This window comes from Paenibacillus sp. R-74696, assembly GCF_055814915.1.
The window spans coordinates 72,116-96,654 of the sequence record NZ_JBPULM010000017.1 but is presented as its reverse complement, the minus strand read 5'-3'; the positions used below and the strand labels follow the sequence as shown (position 1 = coordinate 96,654).

15 protein-coding genes are annotated in these 24,539 nt (G+C 47.0%); 1 reads left to right on the top strand and 14 read right to left on the bottom strand.

All coding sequences use genetic code 11. The features are described from left to right. Positions 1-2: 2 nt before the first annotated feature. The 5 genes from ACSR9A_RS03105 to zwf all read right to left on the bottom strand — a co-directional run bounded on the left by ACSR9A_RS03105 (position 3) and on the right by zwf (position 7,140). Positions 3-278, bottom strand: coding sequence for an acyl carrier protein (locus ACSR9A_RS03105; RefSeq protein ID WP_341282687.1), 276 nt, complete (start codon positions 276-278; stop codon positions 3-5). Positions 279-1,372: 1,094 nt separating this feature from the next. After that, positions 1,373-2,791 carry an NADP-dependent phosphogluconate dehydrogenase gene (gene gndA, locus ACSR9A_RS03100; RefSeq protein ID WP_430165836.1) on the bottom strand — a complete coding sequence of 473 codons (1,419 nt, stop codon included), beginning with the start codon at positions 2,789-2,791 and terminating at the stop codon, positions 1,373-1,375. 110 nt (positions 2,792-2,901) lie between these two features. Beyond that, positions 2,902-3,567, bottom strand: a complete 666-nt coding sequence (fsa, locus tag ACSR9A_RS03095; protein WP_046230868.1) for a fructose-6-phosphate aldolase — start codon at positions 3,565-3,567, stop codon at positions 2,902-2,904. A gap of 74 nt (positions 3,568-3,641) precedes the next feature. After that, positions 3,642-5,630: a transketolase gene (gene tkt, locus ACSR9A_RS03090; protein WP_473755867.1), complete on the bottom strand. Its 1,989-nt coding sequence runs from the start codon at positions 5,628-5,630 to the stop codon at positions 3,642-3,644. Then, positions 5,614-7,140 carry a glucose-6-phosphate dehydrogenase gene (zwf, locus tag ACSR9A_RS03085; RefSeq protein WP_473755538.1) on the bottom strand — a complete coding sequence of 509 codons (1,527 nt, stop codon included), beginning with the start codon at positions 7,138-7,140 and terminating at the stop codon, positions 5,614-5,616. Before zwf ends, tkt begins: the two co-directional genes overlap by 17 nt. 115 nt (positions 7,141-7,255) lie before the next feature. Between zwf and ACSR9A_RS03080 the strand changes: the two genes are divergently transcribed. Then, complete coding sequence (locus tag ACSR9A_RS03080) at positions 7,256-8,134, top strand: LysR family transcriptional regulator (protein ID WP_473755537.1); 879 nt, start codon at positions 7,256-7,258, stop codon at positions 8,132-8,134. A gap of 51 nt (positions 8,135-8,185) precedes the next feature. Here ACSR9A_RS03080 and ACSR9A_RS03075 read toward each other — a convergent pair whose 3' ends face one another. From ACSR9A_RS03075 to ACSR9A_RS03035, 9 genes are all read right to left on the bottom strand, one after another. Then, positions 8,186-9,244, bottom strand: a complete 1,059-nt coding sequence (locus ACSR9A_RS03075; RefSeq protein WP_473755536.1) for an HD-GYP domain-containing protein — start codon at positions 9,242-9,244, stop codon at positions 8,186-8,188. 52 nt (positions 9,245-9,296) lie between these two features. Beyond that, positions 9,297-9,662, bottom strand: a complete 366-nt coding sequence (locus tag ACSR9A_RS03070) for a response regulator (protein ID WP_473755535.1) — start codon at positions 9,660-9,662, stop codon at positions 9,297-9,299. 19 nt (positions 9,663-9,681) lie between these two features. After that, on the bottom strand, positions 9,682-10,608 hold the full coding sequence (locus tag ACSR9A_RS03065) for a methyl-accepting chemotaxis protein (protein WP_473755534.1): 927 nt from the start codon (positions 10,606-10,608) through the stop codon (positions 9,682-9,684). A 28-nt stretch (positions 10,609-10,636) separates the two neighbouring features. Further along, on the bottom strand, positions 10,637-13,009 hold the full coding sequence (locus ACSR9A_RS03060) for a hybrid sensor histidine kinase/response regulator (protein ID WP_473755533.1): 2,373 nt from the start codon (positions 13,007-13,009) through the stop codon (positions 10,637-10,639). A 150-nt stretch (positions 13,010-13,159) separates the two neighbouring features. Beyond that, entirely contained in the window at positions 13,160-14,281 is a 1,122-nt protein-coding gene (locus tag ACSR9A_RS03055; protein ID WP_473755532.1) for a response regulator, read from the bottom strand. Further along, a complete protein-coding gene (locus ACSR9A_RS03050) occupies positions 14,262-17,384 on the bottom strand; it encodes a hybrid sensor histidine kinase/response regulator (protein ID WP_473755531.1) in 3,123 nt (1,040 codons plus the stop codon). The genes ACSR9A_RS03055 and ACSR9A_RS03050 overlap by 20 nt, the downstream gene beginning before the upstream one ends. Before the next feature lie 489 nt (positions 17,385-17,873). Further along, positions 17,874-20,531, bottom strand: coding sequence for a family 78 glycoside hydrolase catalytic domain (locus tag ACSR9A_RS03045; RefSeq protein WP_473755529.1), 2,658 nt, complete (start codon positions 20,529-20,531; stop codon positions 17,874-17,876). Between the two features lie 23 nt (positions 20,532-20,554). Continuing rightward, on the bottom strand, positions 20,555-23,623 hold the full coding sequence (locus tag ACSR9A_RS03040; protein ID WP_473755528.1) for a glycosyl hydrolase: 3,069 nt from the start codon (positions 23,621-23,623) through the stop codon (positions 20,555-20,557). 27 nt (positions 23,624-23,650) lie between these two features. Then, positions 23,651-24,535 carry a carbohydrate ABC transporter permease gene (locus ACSR9A_RS03035; RefSeq protein WP_473755526.1) on the bottom strand — a complete coding sequence of 295 codons (885 nt, stop codon included), beginning with the start codon at positions 24,533-24,535 and terminating at the stop codon, positions 23,651-23,653. Positions 24,536-24,539: the final 4 nt, after the last annotated feature.

The following is a 24,539-nucleotide window of genomic DNA, read 5'->3' as shown; positions in this document are numbered from 1 at the left end:
GATTAATCCCCGATCGTGCTGCGGATGATGTTTGCAATCGAGCCAACGCTCTTGAAAACAGACATATCACTGCTTTGCGGCTTAACGCCAAAAAGCTCCTTCAGTCCAACCGCCAGCTCCAAAGCGTCAACAGAATCCAGGTCGAGCCCTTCACCCTGTTCATTCACATCAAATAGCGGATCATCATCGTTGATATCCTCTGGCGAGATGTCCAGTCCAAACTTAGTAACAATCATGTTTTTAATTTGATTTTCGATCGATAGCTGTACGTTTTCCATTGTTTCAGCTCCTTTATTGGATAAAAGATTGCATGTCATTCCTGAGGCAGCATAAATAGCCGTCAAGTTAGAGAGCGCTTTCATTGTCTTGGGATAGACATCGCTCGGCACTCACTCCTTAAATGGAATAACATAGGCAGTGCAGCTTAAAACAGCAGTCTTCAATTGTACAAACTCATCTGGATGAAAGTGCGTCAGAAAGGAAAACAAAAGTTGTGGGTGGGTTGAGAGAAGTTCATTCATAGTTGAATGTGTCGCTAAAGGAGTAGACGACTATATCTCTTGAGGAATGTTGCTTAACAAAGATGCGGCCGTCGATGCAACCAATAACGCCGTTAATAAAGTTATACCATAATTCTATGTTTTTTTACAATATTTATTTTTATGTCTATATTTATATTTAAGTTACAAATCATGTAACTTTTATGTATTGCTGCTGGTGTCGGCGCTTTCTGATTTTGGCGAATAACCGCAGTTTTTTATTGGAATTGTACAAGAAATGACGACTCTGCTTGTTAGAGCCTTATGAAGGGTGTATAAATGATGAAACCCCTCTCAATATTAAACAGATATTGGCGGGTATTTGGATTGATGTACCTGGCTGCGTGAAGGCAATGAAACGCTTTAGTGGGGTCGGAAATGGTCTAGGGGTATCTCCCCTTAGGTGGAAAAAACGGAACTATTCCCAATATACCACAAATACCACCCACATAATACCATAAAAATGCGTCATCAAACCACCTAAAAATTAGACAATTCAAACACGAAAAACCAGCTGCTGAACATTTTCAGCAACTGGCCTTTCGAAAAAAGTCCATCATCTATTCAATAGCTCGTAAAACGCATCAAAATCCAAAATAGCGGAATCTCTGTCTGCAAAAAAAAGAGGAGGCTGCTCAGTCTCCGCAACAGCGATCTTAACTGCCATCGCATGTGTGCTGCGCCTACACTCTTGAATCGTCAGCATCTCAGCATCGCCAGATTAGCGACTCACCGTTATTCCTACAAAATTCAACAAAAAGCTGACCTCACAATGCGAGGCCAACCTTCTTGTTAATTTTCCAATTATTTACTTATTTGTAACTAAGTATTTCCTATTCGTTATTTTCCATCCATTGAAAATGGAAGCTGCCTTGTTGATCCAGACGCTCAAACGTATGCGCTCCAAAATAATCACGCTGTGCTTGCAGCAGGTTAGCTGGCAGTCTTTCTGTACGATAGCTATCATAGTAAGCCAGTGCCGATGCGAAAGCAGGAACCGGAATCCCTCTTGTTACGGCAATCGCAATCACTTTTCTCCAAGCTTCTTGGTAGTTATCTACGATTCCGCCGAAATAATCATCGAGGAACAAGTTTTTAAGCTCCGGATCACGGTCATAGGCATCTTTAATGTTTTGTAGGAAGCCTGCACGGATAATGCAGCCGCCGCGGAAAATCATCGCGATGCTGCCATAGTTCAGGTTCCAGTTGTACTGGTCGGAAGCAGCGCGCATTTGCGCGAAGCCTTGGGCGTACGAAGCGATTTTGCTCGCGAATAGCGCTTTGCGGACCGCTTCAATAAACTCTTGCGCATCGCCGTCATAGCTCGATACCGCAGGGCCATTCAGCTTCTTGCTTGCCGCTACGCGCTCCTCTTTCATCGCAGAGATGAAGCGCGAGAATACGGATTCGGTAATGATCGACAATGGGACGCCGAGATCTAGAGCGCTTTGGCTCGTCCATTTGCCCGTTCCCTTTTGGCCAGCAGAATCGAGAATTACATCGACCATCGGCTTGCCTGTAGCTGGGTCTGTTTTCGAGAAAATGTCAGCTGTAATTTCGATCAAATAGCTGTCCAACTCGCCATTATTCCATTCGGTGAAAATGTTATGCAGCTCAGTTGTACTTACACCAAGCACATCTTTCAGCAAATGATACGCCTCGCCAATCAGCTGCATATCGCCATACTCGATGCCGTTGTGCACCATTTTCACATAGTGTCCAGCGCCGCCTTCACCAATATAAGTGGAGCAAGCATCGCCATTCACTTTCGCAGAAATAGCTGTCAGGATTGGCTCAACGAGCTCATAAGCGTCTTTTTGACCGCCTGGCATAATCGCTGGACCTTTAAGTGCGCCCTCTTCGCCGCCGGAAACGCCCGCACCGATAAAGCGGAAGCCTTTAGCCGAAAGCTCTTCATTTCTTCTTTGCGTATCAGGGAAATAAGCGTTGCCGCCATCAATCAATATGTCCCCTTGGTCTAGAAACGGCACAAGCTGATTAATCGTATCATCTGTTGGCGCGCCTGCTTTGACCATAATTAAAATTCTGCGCGGTGTTTCAAGCGAGTTTACAAACTCTTCGACGCTGTATGCACCTACAAAATTTTTACCTTTGGCTTCTTCCAGAAGCTCATTTGTTTTTTCTGGGGAACGGTTGAATAGCGCAACCGAGAACCCTCTGCTTTCAATATTTAAAGCAAGGTTTTTGCCCATAACGGCAAGACCTACGACACCAATTTGCTGTTTACTCACGGTTTTCTGCCTCCCAGTCCTATTCAAACTCTTTTTATATAAGCGTAAACGGCTGTCGCCATCCTCTGGCAGCAAAGCTGCCATTCGAGGGTTAAATTATAAGCCCCTTCTTACAGGGAAGTTTTTTTCCAATCAGCAGCAAATTTCTCCATACCTTGATCAGTAAGCGGATGCTTCGAGATTTGCTCGATAACCGCGAATGGTACAGTTGCAATATGCGCGCCAGCCATCGCTACGCGAGTAACGTGATCCGGGTGACGAACCGAAGCCGCAATAATTTGCGCATCCAGCTGGTGTGTGCGGAACAATTCAGCAATTTTCGACACTAGCAGAACGCCATCCTCCGAAATATCGTCCAGACGGCCGAGGAACGGAGAAACATAAGTTGCGCCAGCACGAGCAGCTAGAAGCGCTTGGTTGACTGTGAAAATAAGCGTTACGTTCGTTTTCACGCCTTTTTTCGTCAAGTAACGACAAGTTTCCAGTCCAGCAAGGTTCATCGGAAGCTTGATTGTAATATTTTTGTCGTTGTTGTTGATTTTGATCAGCTCGTCCGCTTCAGCGATCATTTCTTCAGCTGTAATGGCATTAGGCGTTACTTCCGCAGAAACGGATTCAACCTCAGGCACGATTTGCAAAATCTCAGCAATACGATCTTCAAATTTCACGCCTTCTTTAGCAACCAAAGATGGGTTAGTAGTAACACCGGATAATACGCCGATTTTGTAAGCTTTCTTGATATCTTCCACATTAGCCGTATCGATAAAAAATTTCATAGTCAATTACCTCCGTTTTTTGGGTTCATTTTGATTTGCACTTTCATTTTAAATTCGATTGCCAAGCATTTCAATTATTTCACTAATTCTTTTGCCAGACTCACAACATTCTCAGTTGAGAAGCCAAAGTAATCCATTACCTGGTTGCCAGGGCCTGATGCGCCAAACGTATCAATGGACAACACTTTGCCGCTTGGTCCAGCATAACGCTCCCAGCCAAGCGAAATGCCCGCTTCAATGGCGATGCGATTCGACACGGAATCAGGGAGAACGCTTTGCTTGTAAGCTGCTGGCTGGCGCTCAAACAGTTCTCTGCTCGGCATAGCCACGACGCGAACGGATAGGTTTTCCTTCTCCAGCTCGGTTTTAGCACTAACGGCAAGCGATACCTCTGAACCTGTAGCGATCAAAATAACGTCTGGCTTCTCGCTTGTTTCTGTCAGGACATAAGCGCCTTTAGCTACCTCTGCAACGTTCGCTTTCGTTGCTTCATAGATCGGCAGATTTTGTCTGCTCAACACAAGGGCAACCGGACCGTCATTTTGCTGCAAAGCATAGGCCCATGCACTTGCTGTTTCATTCGCATCCGTTGGGCGAATGACCGTAAGCCCTGGAATAGTGCGAAGCGCCGCCAAATGCTCGACCGGCTCATGTGTAGGACCATCTTCTCCGACAGCAATGGAATCGTGCGTGAATACATACGTAACTGGCAGCTTCTGCAAGGCAGCTAGTCGAATCGACGGGCGCAAATAATCGCTGAATACGAAGAAGGTGCTCACGAATGGTTTTACGCCGCCATGCAGCGCCATGCCATTGCCTGCAGCGCCCATAGCATGCTCGCGAACGCCGAAATAAATATTGCGTCCTGCATACGATTTAACCGCGAATGTCTCTTCGCCTTTAATGTCCGTCATCGTGGAATGCGATAGATCTGCACTGCCTCCGAAGATCGAAGGAACGGTCTTCACATAATGATTGATCGCTTCACCGCTCGCTACGCGAGTTGAAATCGTTTTGGAGGTATCAAAGGTTAAAATGTCAGCCGCATCAATCGTGACCGTTCCTTCGATGACTTGAGCCAGCTCCTTGCCCTGTGCCGGATATTGCGCTGTGTAGGAAGCAAGCTGCTTATTCCATTCCGCTTCTTTAGCCGCACCCTCAAGCTTCAGCTGCTCGTAATGAGCTTTGACTTCAGCCGGAACAGTGAACTCTTCTTCATACTGCCAGCCATAAGCGGCTTTCGTTGCAACGGCTTCTTCTTTGCCAAGCGGATTGCCATGCGCTTTATTCGTGCCCGCTACTTTGCTTCCGTAACCGATAATCGTCCGGATTTCAATAAGTGTTGGCTGCGAATCGTTGTTCTTGGCAGCCGCAATCGCCTCAGCAATGGTAGAAATGTCATTGCCGTCTTCTACGCGGAGATATTGCCAATTCGCAGATTCCGCTCTTTTTTGAATATTCTCCCCAAAAGAAAGATTTAATTCTCCGTCGAGGGAAATATCGTTCGAATCATACAATACGATCAATTTGTCCAGCTTCATATGGCCAGCCATGGACATCGCCTCGTAGGAAATCCCTTCCATCAAGCAGCCGTCGCCTACAAGCGAATACGTATAATGGTCAATGATTGGGAAACCGTCTTGATTGAATTTCGCAGCTAGATGTGCTTCTGCCATCGCCATTCCGACTGCCATCGCAATCCCTTGGCCTAGAGGGCCAGTAGTCGCATCTACACCATCCGTATGTCCAAACTCAGGATGGCCTGGCGTCTTGCTGTTCAGCTTGCGGAATTGCTTCAAATCTTCAAGCGACACTTCATAGCCGGATAAGTGCAGCAGGCTGTAAAGCAGCGCCGAGCCGTGACCCGCCGAAAGCACGAAACGATCGCGGTTGAACCATTTGGCATGACCGGGATTGTGGCTCAAAAATTTGGACCATAACGTGTACGCCATTGGAGCTGCCCCCATAGGAAGACCCGGATGACCGGAATTGGCGCTGTTAATTGCATCAATGGATAAAGTACGAATCGTGTCAATCGCTAACTGATCAATGGTTTGTGTGATAGGCATATTGTTGTCCCTTCTGTGCTTTAGTTTGTTGTTCCAGCTTGGAATCGAACCACCAGTGGTAGCCGTCCTGCGCTAGCAAGGCATCGGATTCCGCAGGCCCGTATGTGCCAGCAGCATAATGATGAAGCGGAACCTGATTTTCTTCAAATGCTTCCAAAATCGGCTGAACCCAGGCCCATGACATTTCAACTTCATCCCAATGCGCAAAAAACGTAGGATTGCCGTTCAACGCGTCGTGAATCAAATTTTCATAAGCTTCAGGAAGCTCCTCCTGGTTCGGGTGAAAATCGATTTGAATCGGCTTGAACTCGCCATTTTGCTGCGAATCCTTTGAATTGAGCTGAAGCGTAATGCTTTCATTAGGGCTCATTTCAATGACGAGCAGATTAGGCGCCACACCCTCTTCGTTTTCGGAAGGCGCTTGTTTGAGCGGCTCTTTAAATTCAATGACGATTCGCGTCGATTTTTCTTTCATTCTTTTGCCGGTACGAATATAGAAAGGAACGCCCCGCCAAAAGTAATCGTCAATTTGCAATTTAGCAGCAATAAATGTGTCGTTCATCGACGTTTCAGCAATTCCCGGCTCCGACTTATAGCCGACAACCGGCTTGTCTTGAATGCTGCCAGCGCTGTATTGTCCGCGAATGATGCTCAGGCCAACGTCTTGCTTTTGCAGCGGCTCAAGAGCTTCCATCACCTGTTTCTTCTTGAATCGAACCTTTTCAGCATCGCTCTTCTGCGGCAGCTGGATAGCTGTCATCATAAGCAATTGCAGCAAATGGTTCTGGAACATGTCTCTAAGTGCGCCGACATGATCATAATAACCGGCTCTTTCCTCTACGCCCACCGTTTCATTCGCTGTAATTTGCACGTTGGCAATATAATGATTATTCCACAGCGCCTGAATAACCGGATTCGTCTGCTGCAAAGCTTCGAGTCTTTGCACCATTGGCTTGCCGAGGTAATGATCAATCCGGAAAACTTCCTTCTCCTCGAATGACCGGCTAAGGCTTTCATTCAGATCGCGGGCAGATTGCAAATCATGGCCGAAAGGCTTCTCAATGACGAGACGTTTCCAGCCCTGCGCCGAGCCAAGCCCGCTTGCCTGAATGTTGGAAGCGATCGTTTCGAAAAACTCCGGCCCAACCGATAAATAAAACAAGCGATTCGGGGCAAGATTCAAAGCTTGTTCCCGCTGTTCAATCATTTGAAGCAGCTGCAGGTAATCTTCCTTATGGTCTATGTTTAGAACTTGGTAACGGAATGCTTGTAAAAAAGCCTTCACGCTCGCCTCGTCCTTTATTTCCCGTCTGGAAAAATCACGGAGAGATTGCTCGACATTCGCCTGAAAGATTTCATGCGTCAGCTCTCTTCGTCCAAGGCCAATCAAGGAGAATGCTTGCGGCAGTTTCTGCTCGATGAACAAATTATACAAAGCGGGGTAGATTTTTCTTTTTGCTAAATCCCCTGTCGCTCCAAACAACACAAAAGTGGTTGGCTCCATCTTCCGTTCTCCTTCCAATTCGTTAGCTATGGTTTCTTTTTCTTAGTTACACTATAATACGTTTAAGAGCCATACAAGTAATTAATATATTTAAGAGGAGGTATAGACCACATCTATGATCAATAATTATGAATTGTACAAGGTTTTTTATTGGGCCGCTAAAACGGGAAGCTTGACCAAAGCTGCTAATGCTCTGTACCTCACTCAACCGAGCGTCAGCCACGCCATTAAGCAGCTGGAGAACAGCTTCGGCATCACTTTGTTTTATCGAAATTCCAAAGGGGTTGCGCTGACGCAGGAAGGTACGATTTTGTATTCCTACATCGAGCAGTCGCAAATATTGATCACACTGGCGGAGGAGAAAATGGCTGCGCTGAAAAATTTGGAGAGCGGAGAACTGCGGATTGGCGGCAGCGATTCGCTGTTCAAGCATTATTTGCTGCCGTATTTGGAAAACTTTCATTATATGTATCCCGAAATTAGATTGCATCTCAATCATGGCACGACGCCGGAGGTTATTTCTTTCCTGAAGGAAGGCAAAATTGACCTCGGTGTCGTTCGTATGCCGATTGTCGATTCCCAGCTTGAGGTGCGTGAAAGCATTCAATTAAAGGATTGTTTCGTTGCAGGCGAGCGTTATGCGGAGCTGAAAAATGAAATTTTGACGCTGGATCAGCTGCTCCAGCATCCCGTCATTCTTTTTTCCCGCAATAGCCGGGCGCGAATGGCGATTACGGAGCTTTTTCAAAGCTACGGTTATATATTGAAGCCTGAAATCGAGGTCGGAAGCGTCGATCTGCTGATCGAATTTGCCCGGAGAGGACTCGGCATTTCGTATGTCACGAGGGAATTTGTATCGAAGGAACTGGAGGAAGGCTCGCTCTTCGAAATCCAATTAGACGTGCAGCTGCCGCCATCCCATGTGGGCATTATGAAAATGAGGAATCTGCCGCTGTCGAGCACAGCTAGCCGGTTTATTGAGCTTGTTCATTAAGGCTTTCTAAAAAGCCCCATGAACCCACTCTCTCCTCTATTTGCGGCCAATCTATAAATAAACCTCTTCTTCCAGTGTTGACAAGGCGCCTTCATGGAACAATTGAATCAAAACAGCAGCAATTTGCGGGTCAAAATGCTTTCCGCTTTGCTTTTCCACCTCTTCTATCGTCTCCTCAGAGGTCCATGCTCTCTTGTAGGGACGTTCATGCGTGAGCGCATCATAAAAATCAGCAAGCGCAACAATTCGCGCCTCCAACGGTATCGCTTCCCCGCTCAGCCCAAGTGGATAGCCGGTACCATCCCATTTTTCGTGATGCGCTTTCGCTATAATGCCCGCCAGCTTCAATAGGGAAAACGTGCTTCCCTCCAAAATGCTGGCGCCAATAATCGTATGTGTCTTCATCTGCTCAAATTCATGGGGCTCAAAGCGCCCAGGCTTCAGCAAAATCTCATCGGGAATGCCGATTTTTCCGATATCATGCAGGGGCGCCGCTTTGCGGATGCGATCAGCGTCCTCTTCCGAAAGTCCCAATCGCCCGGCAATAAGCTCGGCCAGTCTGCCGACCCGCAGCGTATGCCTTCCCGTCATATCATCCCGATATTCCGCCGCGCGCCCAAGCAGCAGCAAAATTTCCAGCTTGGCCTTTTGCAGCTCCTCGGTCCGCTCCAGCACTCTCATTTCCAGCGTGTTTTTATGCTGCTGAATTTGATTATGAAGCTGGCGGGTTTTGAGCAAATTATTAATGCGCAGAATGACCTCCGTCCGGTCATACGGCTTTGTCAAAAAATCATTTACCCCGGCTTCCAAGCACCGCCTCTTGACCTCATGAGTAACATCTGCTGTAAGCATAAGAACAGGTAGGTAGCAATCCGGCGAAAGCTGCTCACGTATGAGTGTTAATACCTGCAGCCCATCCATACCCGGCATATGCATGTCCAGCAGAACGATGTCCGGATCAAATTCCAGCAGCTTATGCTGAACCTGGAGAGGGTCCATAATGCTGTATATTTGAGTAAACCCTGAGCGAACTAGAATCCGTTCTAAAAGCGTAATGTTGAGCTCCTGGTCGTCAATGATCAATATTTTGGCGAGTGAAATATCCTCCATCGTTATTCTCCGTTCTTTATGCGCAAAAAAACAAACTTACGCTCTTTATTTCTTATTTCTGCAAGGCCGCCCTCATTTTGTCAAGCAATCGCACCAATACAATCGGTTTCGTATCAAAATCGTCGCATCCCGCTTGATAGGCCTTTTCTTCATCATTCGTCATCGCATGGGCAGTTAAAGCGATAACCGGAATATGCTTTGTCAGCGAGGAGCTTTTGAGCAGACGGGTTGCCTCCCAACCATCCAGCACAGGCAAGCTCAAATCCATCAATATTAAATCCGGAAGCCTTTCTTGAGCGAGCTCCACCCCTTGTCTGCCGTTTTCAGCAGTAATGATCAGGTAGCCTTTACGCTCCAGACGCCGGGAAAGCATATCGCGATTCATCTCATTATCTTCAATTAGAAGAACGGTGTTCATTGCATAATGACCTCCCCCACTACACCATCTGATTCAATACTTTAGCCTGTTCATCCAGCTTTCCTGCTGCTTCACTTATCCCTGCAAAATCACCCACAGCCTGAATAATTTCATGCTTGCTGCTTATAATTGCTTCTCTAGAGCTTTTTGAGCTATCGCTAACCCTATCAACCTGCTTGGAAATGCCCTCAAGCGAACTTTGAATTTCGCTGGTAGCCGCTTGAACATGCTGGGCGAGCTTTTTGACTTCCATCGCCACAATATTAAACCCGCGGCCATGCTCCCCAGCATGCGCTGCTTCAATGGCTGCATTCAAGGCAAGCAAATTCGTCTGCGAGGCAAAATCCCGAATCGTCTGGACAATTCCCCTTACAGCTTGCGTTTGCTGCTCAAGCGCTTGCAGAAAGTCGATTTGAGTGGCATTATCACTTACGACTTGCTCGATAACGGAAGCCACTTGCTCACTGCGATTTATGCCCTGCTCCGTTCGTTCCAGCAAATCTGCTGCCATCTGCCGCAATTCGTCGGTTATTTTAAACACGGCCTTCTCACGCGCTGATATATCCGTCGCTACCTTTACAACGGCTACTGATTCGCCATTTTCATTGCAAACTGGCATATAAGTCGCTTCAAGCCAAATGCTTGAGCCATCCTTTGCTACCCGAACAATTTTTTCTTGAAAGGCAGTCCCTTGTCGCAAATTGTCCCAGAAACGCTTGTATTCGGCACTATTCACAAAATCTGGTTTACAAAACTGCCGGTGATTTTTCCCTGGCAATTCATGGGCCGCATAACCCATCGCTTGGGCAAACTGATCATTTGCCCACAGCACCTCACCTTGCATATTAAATTCGATCATCGCCAGTGATTTTTCTAATGCAGATAATACTGCGCTTCCCTCCAGCACCTGCGTGCTTTGGGAAACGAATGGTACAACCTCATTCAATTGCTATTCCTCCTAAAAAAATCATTTTTCAGATTGACTCCTTCGTTGATTGCAGCGTCGGCTCCGTTTTGCTTTCTTTGGCAACAGCCATCAACCGGCGAATTTCCGCAAGCAGCGTATGGTATTCGAGCGTTTCTTTTTGAACAATATTTTTGGCATAGCCGTTTAACTTCTGTCGTTCTTCCTGCGTGATGGTTTTAGCTGTCACTACGACAACCGGAATCTCGCCATACTCCTCATGCTTGCGCAGCTCAGAAATAAACTGAAAGCCATCCATTTCCGGCATCATGAGATCGAGTAAAATAAGCGACGGCATTTCCTTCGCCATATGCTCCAGCGCGAGTCTTCCGTTGCGGGCTTGCGCAACGACATAGCCTTCTCGCTCTAAAAGCTTAGTCATCAGCTCGCTTGTCGTTGCATCGTCTTCTATGACGAGAATTTGATGATCGGCGCTTTGCTTTATATATTTGTCCATTACCCGGATCATCCGTTCCCGTTCCACCGGCTTGGTTAAATACTCGGATACGCCGAGCGTATAGCCCTGCTGCCTATCGCTCGTCATCGACCAGATTACCACTGGTATATCGGCCAGTTCGGCATCATTTTTTAGTGCGGTTAGCACGCTCCACCCATCCATATTCGGCATGAGGATATCCAGGCATATGACTTTTGGCCGCAATTTTTTGGCCAGCCTCAGTCCCTCTGCACCATTATCTGCGAATGCCAGCGCCCACCCTGTTTTGGCAAGATAACGCTCCATCAGCTCCCGATTAAACACTTCATCATCAATAAGCAAAATGCTTGTTTGTCCATTTCCATCTAGCGGCTGCTGAGGCAAATCAGCTATAGGCTGAGGTGTATGGACGAGAACATCCTCTGTCGTACTTGGCAGCCAGCAAGTAAATGTCGTCCCTACTCCGAAGCTGCTCTCCACCTGGATATCTCCGCCCATAATTTGACTAAAGCGCTGGCTGATCGCCAGTCCCAGCCCCGTGCCCCCATATTTGCGAGTTGTAGAGGCATCAGCTTGAGTGAAGGGCTGAAACAGCATATCAAGTTGATCCGGAGTCATGCCAATGCCCGTATCCTGAACACGGAAGCTGTAGCCTTGGCGGCGATTACGCATTTCGCTGCGAACCTCAAAGGTAATAGACCCTGCTTCCGTAAACTTGTTGGCATTGCTGAGCAAATTAAAGAGAATTTGCCGCAGCTTCGTAATGTCAGCAGTAATGTCGCCGCTTTCCTCGCAAATCGTTTGCAGCTTATTGCCCTTTCCGATAGCAAGTGGGCGTATCGTCGTTATAACATCCTGCATCAAGCTCGGCAGACTGCATGTCTCCGGATATAAATCCATTTTACCGGCTTCGATTTTCGAAATATCCAAAATATCGTTAATCAGCGCGAGCAGATGGTTGCCGGCCTTGCTGATTTTGGCCAGATCATCGACGAATACAGACTCGCCAAGCTCCTCCGCTTCCTCCTGAAGCATCTCGCTATAGCCTATGATGGCGTTCAGCGGCGTACGAAGCTCATGGCTCATATTGGCCAAAAACTGGCTTTTAATCAAGCTTGCTTCAATGGCTTCGTCATGGGCTTTGGCAAGCTGCTCGGTGCGCTCAGCAAGTGCGGTTTCTGCCTTTACCCGATCCGTTATATCGGTACGAATGGAAATGAACTGATGAGGAGAGCCGTCTTCACCGAGAAAAGGCACAATCGTCGTATTCATCCAATATTCGCTGCCATCCTTGGCACGGTTTTTGACCTCGCCTTTCCATACATGGCCTTGTTTAATCGTCTCCCACATCACCTTGAAAAAAGCTTTCGGATGATAGCCTGAATTAATAACCCGATGCGTTTTTCCGATTAATTCCTCCCGATCATACTTGGAAATGACACAAAACTTCTCGTTTACATACGTAATGACTCCCTTATTGTCCGTTATAGCAACAATTGAGGATTCGTCCAGCGCATTTTCGATATCTCGCAGGCTTTCCATGTTTTGCATTAATTTCAGTTCATTATGCTTGCGTGTCGTGATGTCGCTGCCAATTGCCATATATTTATAAACATTGCCTTCATTATCAGTGAACGGCAGAATGGTCAGATTGACCCAATATTCACTGCCATCCTTGGCACGGTTTTTCATTTCGCCTTTCCATACCTGCCCGCTGCTGACTGTCTCCCACAGTTCTTTGAAAAACGTCTGCGAATGAAAGCCGGCATTCAAAAGCTGATGGGTAGAGCCCATTATTTCATCTTTCGTATATTGTGAAATCGTGCAGAAATAGTCGTTGGCATAATGAATGATTCCTTGTACGTCCGTTATCGAAACGATTGAGGATTGTTCTAACGCAGATAATGCGTAATTAATATCTTTAATGTCTCTCAGTTCTCTCAACATCTGTTTCTCCCATCCCGCACCAAAGGTATTAAGTCTATACCTTAACTATACGACAATAGGTTGAAACATTTTTGAAAGATGGTAAAAGAAAACCCCCACTTTGTAAAAAAAAGGGGGGGTTAGCAATGATATGATTCAATTAGAATCCGTTTATATGCCTCTCCATTGCTCAAACCACAACCGAATGGAGACGTGAGGCTCCATATCCAGCTCCTGAAGCAGCATATTTCGCAATAGCTCATACTGGGCTTCGACCGAACGCCGATCCTCCAAACCATCATAAATGCGCATCAGCTCAAAATAAAGACTTTCCTCCGTTGGCAGCACACTTTGCATTTCCAGATAATGGGCAGCGGCCGCCGAGAGATTATGGTTATCAATAAGATAAGCCGCAATTTGCTTGGCATGGGACAGCCACTTCATCCGGAGCCGCTGCTTCTCGGTCTCTGCCCATAAATAAGCATATTCCGCGAGATAGTCCCCTCTGTACTGAGCGGACAGCAGCTTATGCTGCTCCAGCGATTCACTGGTCAAGGGCGGAGCCGTATCCATTTGACATTCCCATTCTTCAATATCTAGCGGAATGCCGTTCAAATCCAGTCTATAGCCTTCATCAACGTTTTCAATGCGAATGTTCAACCGTTCATCCTGAAGCAATTTGCGAATTTGATAGATCGCCGTATATAATTGCGTGATTCCTTTTTTCCAATCGATATCTGACCATAGCTGATCGACCAGCGTCTGTTTGCGGATAGGCTTTCCGCGCAAATGCAGAAGCAGGCTGAACAGCTCCTGTGCTTTTAACGTCTTCCACCGCAGCGTTACTGAGCTTCGGTTTGCCCTTTCAAACTGCAGAGACCGGAAGCATTGAACCCGGGTCCAGTCCTGACGTGGAATCGGCGGAGGCTGATTGCTGACGCTTTGCAGCAAACGTTCCGTTGTCTGGGCCAGACGCTTTAGCTGAATGGGCTTCAATAGATAGTCCACAGCGTTAAGCTCAAATGCCTTGACTGCATACTCATCATATACCGTTACAAATACAATTTGCGTATGAGGGCGCTGCTGCAATATCCTCTCTGCCAGCGCGATACCGCTCATCTCCGGCATTTCAATGTCCAGAAACACAGCATCCGGCTCCAGCTTAGCTATATGGTCCAGCGCGAGCTTCGGATTGCGATAGGAGCCGACAATTTCAAGCCCCGTGAAGCACGCAAGCTCCTCGGCCAAATGGCTCAATGCGAGCGGCTCATCATCAACCAATATGACTTTCATGTATACCTACCTTCTCAATCGGCAATCGGACAACAATTTCCGTTCCTTGTCCAAGGAGGCTGGAAATCGTTAATCCGTGACCAAATAATTGTCTCATTCTGCGATCTATATTGGCAAGGCCAATACCTCCAGCGGCATGTTCTCCCTCAGCATGAGCCGGCAAAGACGCAGACATGCCGACGCCATTGTCCCTGACGATAATGTGGATATCCCCCTCCTCCTGCCAGACATGAATGTCAATATGCCCACCATCCGCTCTGCGCATAATGCCATGTCGCACTGCATTTTCAACCAATGGTTGAATCGTCAAGGGGGGAATCCGGAAAGACATTTCTGTCCTCACTTGAATATCATACGTCAGCCAGTCGGCGAAACGGACCTTCTCAATGTGCAGATATGATTTCACCAGCTTCAGCTCCCGCTCGAACGGAACCAGCGGCTCTGAATTATCGAACCGAAAGCTTTCCCGCAAATAATGCCCAAATTCCGTCAATAAATCCGTCATCTTCTCCGGCTGTTTTTTACTTAAAGCAGCAATCGAATTTAACGTATTAAATAAAAAATGAGGCTTGATTTGCGCCTGTAAAAAGGCCAGCTCCATCTGTATACGTGCTCCGACCGAACGCTTCAATTGAACCAGCGTTAAAATCCGTACCCGAAGCTCTGACCACTCGACAGGCTTCACAAGAAAATCATTCGCTCCCGCCTGGCTAGCTGCGATCGCATAATCGGAGTAGCCAGCGGGCGTCATGAGAAGAATCGGAAGCTCAAAGCTGGTAAAATGCTCCCGGATATTCCGGCAAACGTCAAGACCAGACATATCCTGCAGAGTACGCTCTACAATGACGAGGTCCGCATTCCTCATACGGTGAAGCCGCTCAAGCGCTTCACTCCCTTTTTTGATAACGGTTGCCTGATAGCGATCCATGGCAAGCAGCTTAACCAGAACATTGATGTTCATGGGATCATCGCTTATAACCAAAATTTCCGCTATTTCTGTCTCCTGATTCCTATACAACTTATTACTTCTGTATCGCTGCTTTTCCAGCCCTTTGGCTTGCAGGGACAGAACGGCAGAGTCAGTACTGCTAGCGCTGAGATTCTTAAAGCTATCCGTAAGGCTCTGGATACTCTCTACTGCCGGCATCTCTATAGCAAGCGGAAGCAGCACGCGGATGGCAACCTCATGAGGTGAGCTTTCGGAAACGCTGATTTCCCCTTGATGGAGCTTAATCAGTGCATGAACAAGGAACAAACCCAGATGCTCATCGTAGGGCAGCGGTTTATTCGCTTCATCCTCCAGATGCAGCATTTGTACGAGAGTCACGGCCGTATCAGCTGTTATCTCTGCTCCCTGCATAATGATTTCTAGCTCCATTCGATTTTGACGCACATTTGCCTTCGTTGTAATTGCACCTTCAACGGTCATCTTCAATGCAGCCTGTATCAGTCCGGTTAATATTTGCTGCAGGCGCTGTTCATCCGCCATAATCGGCGGCAAGTTCGGTGGAATCGCATCATTTAATAGAATCGAATCGCTAAAAATCAAATAACGGATGCGTTCGATAACTTCACCTACAACGGATGGCAAATGAAGCGGCCGAACCGTAAGCGCAATTCCCCCTTCTCGTAAGCGGGCAAAGTCCATCATATCGTCTACCAATCTTCTCATCGTCCAGCCTACGGAGGTAAGCAGCCGTAAATCATGAATTTGCTCCGAGGACAAGCTCTCATCCGCAGACAGCCTTGCATCGGCAACGCCGATCATAGCGTTTAAAGGAGTTATCATTTGCTCGGAAATACCCTTCATAAACTCGGATTTAAACCGATTCACCCGCTGAAGCTCCACGGTTAGCGCCTCACTTTTCCGATAAGCCCGAAAAAACTGGAGCAAAAACAAATACGAGATGGCAATGCTGAACCCAAGCATTTGAATAAAATACCAAATCGTTAGCTCGCCAAAGCCAAACAGCAACAGCGTATTGAGCAAGGCCTGTGCCGAAAACAGGCAAAAGGACCAAAACTCATAGCGGTTTTGTTCATCCCCGTTGCGCAAGCTCCGTAGAAGCACAACAAGGACGTAAATATGTACAATAATAGAGATCGCCAGCCATATGGAAAGCAAGCGCGTAAAAATAGCTGCTGGCAAAACGAGTATACAGGCGGCCATTGCGAAGGACATAACGAACAAGCCTCTTTTGAACAAGGGGCTGATGCGCTGCTTATGCCGTACAGCAATGAACATGAACATCCCTACCAATATAGCGATTGAGCATAACCAGTATATACTGACCGACATTCGGTAAGACATATCCGGCCAGATCGTGAGCAGCCATCTCGTCCCTTGAACGGCATTCAATAGCGCTGTGCTAAAGAAAAAAAAGGATAAATAAATCCAGCCGCTGCCTCGATCCTGTAGATGCAAAAAAACGAAATATAGGCCAAAGGCGACAAAAAAAGCAATGGTTCCAAATTCGAATGCGGCAATTTTCTGCTGCTCCTGAACGATTAAATCCGGTGGTCCCATTTGAATCGCTTGAATGATTCCTCCGCTTGTTGCGTGGTCGAAATTTGCAACCTGAACAAAAATATCTATCCGATCTGATCCGATTTGCTCATAGGCAATATAAGGCTTGATTTTCCCAATATAATGGGCTAAATCCTTAGCTGGAACACCGCTTGCTCCAATCTCTTCACCATCGACAAACAATCGATGGGCACTGCGAATGAGCGGAACCTGAAAAGCTTGAAGACCCGGCTGCTGCTCGCCAAATTGAATGCGGAGATGATAGGTGCCATAGCCAAAGGCTTGACCCTTGTACATATCCGAGAGCCTGCTACTCCAGTTGCCAGGAATTTGGGCTAGCGAGGGCAAGGATTCCTTGTTCGCTTCTGCTGTTTCACGCCATAGCTGCCCCGGATAAAAATCCCACTCCCCCTTCAGCTTTATGATCTCTTGGCCGACGCCGTCCCATGCACTTAAATCAAGAACGCCGTTTTCAGCTTCGGGTTGATGTTCCCCCTTCAATTGCGAAGCTACATTCGCCACAACAAGCAATACCAAAATAAATCCTAACACCCCAAATAATACTTTGTTATTCATATTTCAATGTCCCCAGCACAAAAGTTTCTTTCTATCATCTATCGCTACTATGTATTTCAAGCAATCCCGCCCTCTTAAGCTCCTCCGCATGAATTTCCGATAACTCCTTTTTTCAGTCTATCCCATTACCAGTGTTCATTCAATTGCAATGGCAAAAACAAAACAAAAACATTTTCATGTCGTTTAACATGACATAAACTCATTGACTTAGATCGTAGTACGAACTTAACATGAAAGGCGACACTTGCGCGGAAGCGATGGCGGAGTCAGGACGGATGGAATTCGCTTATGAACGCCTGGCTCGCAAGGGCGAGCCAAATTAAGCTCCTATATACAGGTAAAGACGACCACGTATTTGCTGGTCGTCTTTTGTACATCTATCAATAGAGTAGACACATTTGAAATCCGCAACACATTCAGGTATAAGATGTTTTGATCCCTGCTTCATAAACGTGAGTCATTTCCGTTCTTAAGCAGGCCTCCTTATACTTACTCTTTTGGAGAATAGAAATGATAGCTGCCTGAGCTGATATGAATGACCCCATAAGACTGGCCATTCTCCCATACCATTTCGAACTCGATTTCCTTTCCCCCCTCGAATACCTGGGCATCTTCGAAAGCAAGCGGAATCTTAACTTGACCTGAAGTGTTAGGAGGCAGGCTTACCTGCAATCTCACGCCAGCATTCCCATGCGAGAATTCCACTTGGATGAGGCCTCGTACAGAATGATAGCTTCCTCGCACAAAGCGCACCTTGTCTAAATACATTGGGGCAATTCCAATTTCTTTGTAAGCGTCTTTTAACGATGAAATACCCAGCATATACTTATATAGCCACTCTAAGATGTGGCCCATCATATCGTGATTTCGCGATCTGGAATCATCTGTCCAAAATTCCGGTAACGACGTCTCGCCCTGCTCCACAAACCGGATATAGCTCGGATGCTCCGGCTGCATCATCATATCGAATACGATATCGTTTCGATTTATTTTGGCTAATGCGCCGAATAAATAACGAAGCCCAATCTCTCCCGAGCGAAGCTGATGGCTGGCTGTTGCCTGAAGCAAAGCGGCTTCAATATCATTGAGCTTCTCGACCGGAACCAAGCCAAAATAAAGCGGCATCGCCTGCATGATCTGGTTCTCCGGGTCATAATCACCGTTCAGCTTACAATAGGCGTAGCGGTTTTGTCCTGGAACTGGTCTAAGCAGACGATCATTATAAAGCTGTTTAGTTCGCTCCGCCTTTGCAGCATAATAAGTATGTTCCTCGTTGTATCCCAGCATTAATGCATACTTTGCCATCAAACGGAAGGCTTCGAAATAGAAGGCGGTTTCCACGTTTTCAACATAATCACCGCCCGTCTGCGGTGCGATGCCCCAATCACCTAACCCATGTCCAATGAATCCGCCATGAATCTCTTTCGTATGCAAGTAAGCCATATAAGCTTTCATAGCCGGATACGCCTCTTCTATAGCGGTCTTGTTCCCGTACGTCTCGAGCAGCAGCTCCGGCACGAAGATGACCGCGCTTCCCCATGCGATGGAATCACGGAATCCTTCCTCAAACCTCGAATACTCAGGAGCGATATCTGGAATGAGCCCTTCCTCTGTCTGAGCCTCCATCATGTCGCGCGTTATTTTCAGCCAGAGCTCTTCCACCTGCTTTACATACATAATGGAGGGTCCCATCAGACTGGCCGTCTCTACCCAGCCCAACTTCTCAATCGTCGGACAGTCCGAATGTACGCTCTGCAAATTACTCTCAATTGCTTTAATGATAATTTTGGCAAGCTGTGTGATTCGCGGGTCTTCTACCTCCAACTCGCCCACATTTTTTGCGGCCGAAGTAACAAAGTAGCCTTTGACATCATGTATGATAGGCTTGGCAGGATCTACGCCATCACGCGTGCAACCTTCGATTTGCACCCATCTGGCTCCGTAGCAGGAAAAATCGGGCTTCCATACCTCGACCTTACCTGTACCAGCAAGGGTGTATTCGGAATAAGTAACAATATCCCATGGCGTCGCAACCGTATTATCCCTATTTCGCAGCTCGCCTGGCTTGATTGTCACTTTGCTGCCGGCCGGCCCACTCACATGGATCTCAAACATACCGGACATGTTTTGTCCAAGATCGTAGACGTAAACCTGATCAAACGGCTCCTCGATTCCAATGGCATCATATATTTTTTGCACGGTTATCGGAGGCTGATTTTGGCGTACCAGCGAGCCTGATGGTGGTTCCAACACCACTGCTTGTTCCCATTTTGCAGCATCAAACGGAGCGTCATACCAGCCAACTGGGTAACGTCTTGCATCAAAATTTTCAGATCCGTATACATTCGCAAGCGTCGTAGCGCTATCTCTAACCTTCCAGCTCTCTGCATCCGTAAGGATAAGCGCTTTGGAGCCATCCTCATATTCAATATGCCATTCGCCAATGGCAAGCAGGTTATCTCCGAATGCTTCATAACCTTTCCCTATCGTATAGAAATGCCTGCCGCCCGCGTCTCCCGCATAAAAACCATTGCCGACCGATAAACCAATGACATTAGTTCCCGGGCAGATGTGATCTGTTACATCAAAGCACACATATTGCACGGACTTGTGATAATTCGTCCAGCCAGGGTCCATTTCATGGTTGCCTACTTTGCTGCCATTCATAAACAGCTTAAAATGACCCAACCCTGAAACGACAGCATAAGCCCGTTTTACTTTATTTAATATTTGAAATTCATGACGGGCATAGAAAGGCTGCATTCTTCCGCTGCCGATCCACTTTGCCTTCCATTGCGTTTCATGCAAATAGCCTGTCAACAGCAGCTGCTGCTCGCTCCATGCCTGCTTGCCCCCCTGATTCCAAACGGCTACTTTCCAATAATAAACAGTAAGACTCTGGAGCGGCTGCCCCGCGTAATGGATATTCAACTGCTCGGTGGAGCTCACTTTGCCGCTATCCCAGCATAATTCTGTTTCCTCTAACAAGGCCTCCTCCGATTCAGCAACCACTATACGATAGTATGCTTGCTGTTCTCCGTGATCTTTGCTTTCCAACTGCCAAGCAAAGATCGGACAATCCGTATCGATCGCGAGAGGGGAGTCATAGTTTTTAATTTGCAAATGAATAGGCCGAATGATGTTCACTCTCCTGATAATTACTTTACACCCTATTTTAATTTTGGCGGTTCCATCAGTCCATAGGGCTTGCCCTGGTACTCGGGCGTATAGTCGCCCTCCTCCGGATGAAATGACCACCAATCCATCCAGCTAGGGCGAGGATCAGCCTGATGGAGCGGCCCAAACAGATTGCGAGGACTTCCCACGACTTCGATGGCTATAGCATTCAAGCCTGGCTTCAGTATGGTATCCAGCTCTATGAACGCTTCGCTTCGCCAAGGAACCGTTTTGCCTGTGGATTCATTCACCTTCACTTCAAGCAGAGCAGCCTGGTACTGACCAAGCTCCAGCTTGCATCCTGTCCTATGTTCCGGCTGCCATTCAATCTCGAAGAGGTATTTCATGCTTCCGCAATAATAAGGATAACCTTGGCTCCGCCAATCTCCATACGCTAGATTCGCTGGTTCCTTTATAAGCTCACGATGCGCATTAACCGCAAAGTCGCCGATAAGATACCCGTTTTCAAGCTCCATATCATTCTGATACGAAATTTGAATGTCTATTGTATTAACGCCTACAGTCAGTACAGGCAGCTTAAGCTTCTTCATGCTGACGTCCAAATAATAACCCTCGGCTTCTGCCGGCACTTCCTTGCCGTTAAGAGTAAAGCTGAAGCGCTCCGCATCCTCAAACACAAAAAACACATCGCTGCTCGGCAAATCGTTTACGATAAAGGTAAACCGTAGGGAGATAGGAGTTCCATTCCCCGGATGCGGCTCATGAATCCAGAAATAGCGCTGCAAATTACCGGAATGAAACACCTGCCGCATCCCCAGTCGTTCCCGCATCAGGCGCTGAGCCTTCCAAACCTCCATCGTCTCTGACCATTCCTCTTCTCCAAAACGATACTGGCATTGATCCAATATCAAAGCATTGGGTACTGTGCGCTCAGAGCCTATAGGCTCCAGATGAAGTTCTGTCTTTTCTGCTGGAAACACCTTTATCTTCTCAGCTTCATTTTCCGGCTTATGCGAAAATAAAACAAACAGCTTCGAGTCCGCAGGACCAAATGAAGCACGAAAGCTGACTCCTTGCTCTGTCGCTTCGGTTTCTATTGTTGTAATCTCGCCTGTCCAAGCATCCCACTCCTGCAAGTAGCTGCCGCCTACTAGTTCAATTTTAACCTCAGAGCCTCTTTCACGATCGTTATTAACGATGAACGCAATCGATTTCCCCTCAAGTGAACGATGCATATGAATAAAGGCTGGAGCTTCCGATCCAGGATGCTCCTGAATGCGCAGGGAACGCTTTGTCTCCTTATCGAGCAGCCTCTCCAGTTCTTTCAAATCGGCTGCCTGCGTAAATCTTTCGTGCAGCAGCAGCGCAGCCAGCTTGTCTGATGTCTTGCCATCAATTAGCGAAGGCTGCTCACCGTAGGAAGCTACTTTGCCACCATTATTCATAAACCCAAGCAGCAATTCCAAGGTAGAAGATAATAAATTCGTTAGCGAAGGCAGCACGACATAGCTGTACTTGGCTTCTCCCACAATGAATTTGTCTCCCTCCACCTTGCCAAATTCCTTCATGATTAGTTCATCGCCTAGATCATAATCATGATGAAGCTCCACGAGCCGGTTCACAAATTGATTGAAATCCCGATCATAATTTTGAAGCTCTTGCTCGTTGCCAGCACTATTTTTCCAGTCTGCCATCTTTACGTCATACCCTAGCCTCGTCCACACCGATGTAGAGGGATGAATAACTAATAGATCGCGAGTAAGCTGGCCTTCACACAGCACAGCACTTAATCTGGCATAATAATCCTCCATGCCGCGGTTGTGCTCCCACCAGTTCGTATGATAATTAAAGGATGGTGGGTAATCGCGCTTCCGACAGCCGCGCAGCGAATACCAGGAAAGATGATGTGTCAACACATTGACACCTAGCGCAAATTGCCAATCGCCAATCCATCTGCGGGTCTCGAAGGTGAGATCCCAGCCAGTTACGCCATACGTTTCCGTAATGACTCTCTTTTTTCCTAGCTGATTTGCAACGCTGGATGCCTGCTTCATCGTAAGATGCTCATCCGTTTGCTCACCTAAAGTGTCGACACCAGGAATGTCCAGATATCTGTAATGCGGCATTACCGCACCACTATTTAAGGTAGAACCGATTAGACTGGCCTCCGAATGGAAATGCCCCGTAAACTGGATGCCATGCTCTGTGCACCAATCGCTAATTTTCTTCGTATACGATTCGCTGAACGTTTCCGTTATCGTAAGCCAGTAATCATGCCTGATCTGCGCGGAGCCCTCACCTTGAAAAAAAAGATAAGGCAGCAGCTGCCCGATTGGATATCCCCTTCGCTGCTCAAAGGATTGCTCCATCACTTCACTCCAGGTCATCCAAGTAAGCTCCGGGTCATTCAAGCGTTCTGAAAACCCTTTAACCGTAGGCTCATCCGTAAAAATGCCAGGAACCGTCTTGCCGAACTCTTCTCCCACAGCTTGACGATAGGGCTCATAATTGACCTCAATAAACAATCGGGTCGTTTCAGGATTCATCAAATCTGTATACGTATCGCCATGGCACCAGTCATTTTTGGCAGCAATCCGCTGTTCGAATACAAGATAAACCTCATTGGCACCGTCAAGAGACTCGCTTGGCTCATCTATGGATAGCTGTATCAACGAGTGAAGATGATTTCCCTTAACAACGGCCCGATATACAAAACGGAGGTTAGAGCTTAGATGATAATCCTGGCAAATACGAAGCGTCAGCGCCTTGGCCCGCACTGCGTCACCGCCAAGCCGTGGAACCATCCCTCCTCCCATACCAGAGGAATATCGGTCCTCATCATACAGCCATGCCTTAAGACCGATTTTCTTCGCTTTGGCGACACTCTCTTTAACACGATCCATAAACGTTACACTGAGATAAGGTGTCTCGAGTCCCTCGCGAACATGCATCATAAATCCGCCCATCCCCTGCGCCTGAAACCCCTCAATCTGACGGTCCAATTCCTCCTGCTTCAGCTCATCGTTCCAAGCCCAGAAAGGTACCGATCGGTATTCATTACCCGGATTTTGAAATGCGTTCTTTAATTCATCACGTTTCATCCTGCACCTCTATCGTTACAAAATTGGCTAGCCTTTCACGCTTCCCAGAACAAGACCTTTAACAAAATATTTTTGCAGAAAAGGATAAATACAAAGGACCGGCAGCATAGAAACAAACAGCTGTGCCGCAAGCACGGTCCGATTGGAAATATTCGCAATTAACGAGAGATCGCTCGCATTCATATTCGTTAAATCTCTAGCGACAATGACCGTTCTTAAATACGTTTGCAACGGGTAATTAGAAGGCGAATTCATATAAATCATGCCATCAAACCAAGAATTCCAATGAAAAATAATGGTAAACAACGCGATTGTAGCCAAGGAAGGCTTCGAGATCGGCAAATAGATGCTCCATAACGTCCGCCACACGCCAGCTCCATCCATTTGAGCAGATTCCTCCAGTTCAATCGGCTGTGTACGGAAGAAATTGAGCATAAGCACGATGTTGAATACATTTACAGCAGAAGGAATAACAAGCGCCCAAATAGAATCCATAAGACCCGTCTGTTTGACAACCATAAAGGTTGGGATTAATCCACCATTGAAGATCATGGTGATAACAAAATACCAAGAATAAATCGTTCTCGAACGGAATTTCAAGTTCGACTTTGACAATGGATAAGCAGCCAGCACAGTGAGAATGAGACTGATCGATACGCCTAGGAACAAACGCTCGAAGGAGACAACCACCGTCTGCAGAAAAATATGATTACTGAATATATATTTGTACGAATCCAGATTGAAGCCCACCGGCCAAATCGTCACCCAACCAGCCGTAACCGCAGAGTTGCTGCTCAGCGACATCGCCGCCATATGAAGGATAGGGAAGAGGCAAGTTAATGAAAATAGCGTCAAAAAAATATAATTTGCGTACAAAAATAGAACTCTAGAAGGTGTGCGCCGTTCGATCATCGTG

Excerpts from the sequence above, each read along its gene's own strand:
- ACSR9A_RS03050 (WP_473755531.1), bottom strand. The coding sequence starts at position 17,384 with ATGAATAACAAAGTATTATTTGGGGTGTTAGGATTTATTTTGGTATTG.
- ACSR9A_RS03105 (WP_341282687.1), bottom strand. The coding sequence starts at position 278 with ATGGAAAACGTACAGCTATCGATCGAAAATCAAATTAAAAACATGATT.
- ACSR9A_RS03070 (WP_473755535.1), bottom strand. The coding sequence starts at position 9,662 with ATGAACACCGTTCTTCTAATTGAAGATAATGAGATGAATCGCGATATG.
- ACSR9A_RS03075 (WP_473755536.1), bottom strand. The coding sequence starts at position 9,244 with ATGGAGGATATTTCACTCGCCAAAATATTGATCATTGACGACCAGGAG.
- ACSR9A_RS03035 (WP_473755526.1), bottom strand. The coding sequence starts at position 24,535 with ATGATCGAACGGCGCACACCTTCTAGAGTTCTATTTTTGTACGCAAAT.
- fsa (WP_046230868.1), bottom strand. The coding sequence starts at position 3,567 with ATGAAATTTTTTATCGATACGGCTAATGTGGAAGATATCAAGAAAGCT.
- ACSR9A_RS03080 (WP_473755537.1), top strand. The coding sequence starts at position 7,256 with ATGATCAATAATTATGAATTGTACAAGGTTTTTTATTGGGCCGCTAAA.
- zwf (WP_473755538.1), bottom strand. The coding sequence starts at position 7,140 with ATGGAGCCAACCACTTTTGTGTTGTTTGGAGCGACAGGGGATTTAGCA.
- ACSR9A_RS03060 (WP_473755533.1), bottom strand. The coding sequence starts at position 13,009 with ATGTTGAGAGAACTGAGAGACATTAAAGATATTAATTACGCATTATCT.
- ACSR9A_RS03055 (WP_473755532.1), bottom strand. The coding sequence starts at position 14,281 with ATGAAAGTCATATTGGTTGATGATGAGCCGCTCGCATTGAGCCATTTG.
- ACSR9A_RS03040 (WP_473755528.1), bottom strand. The coding sequence starts at position 23,623 with ATGAAACGTGATGAATTAAAGAACGCATTTCAAAATCCGGGTAATGAA.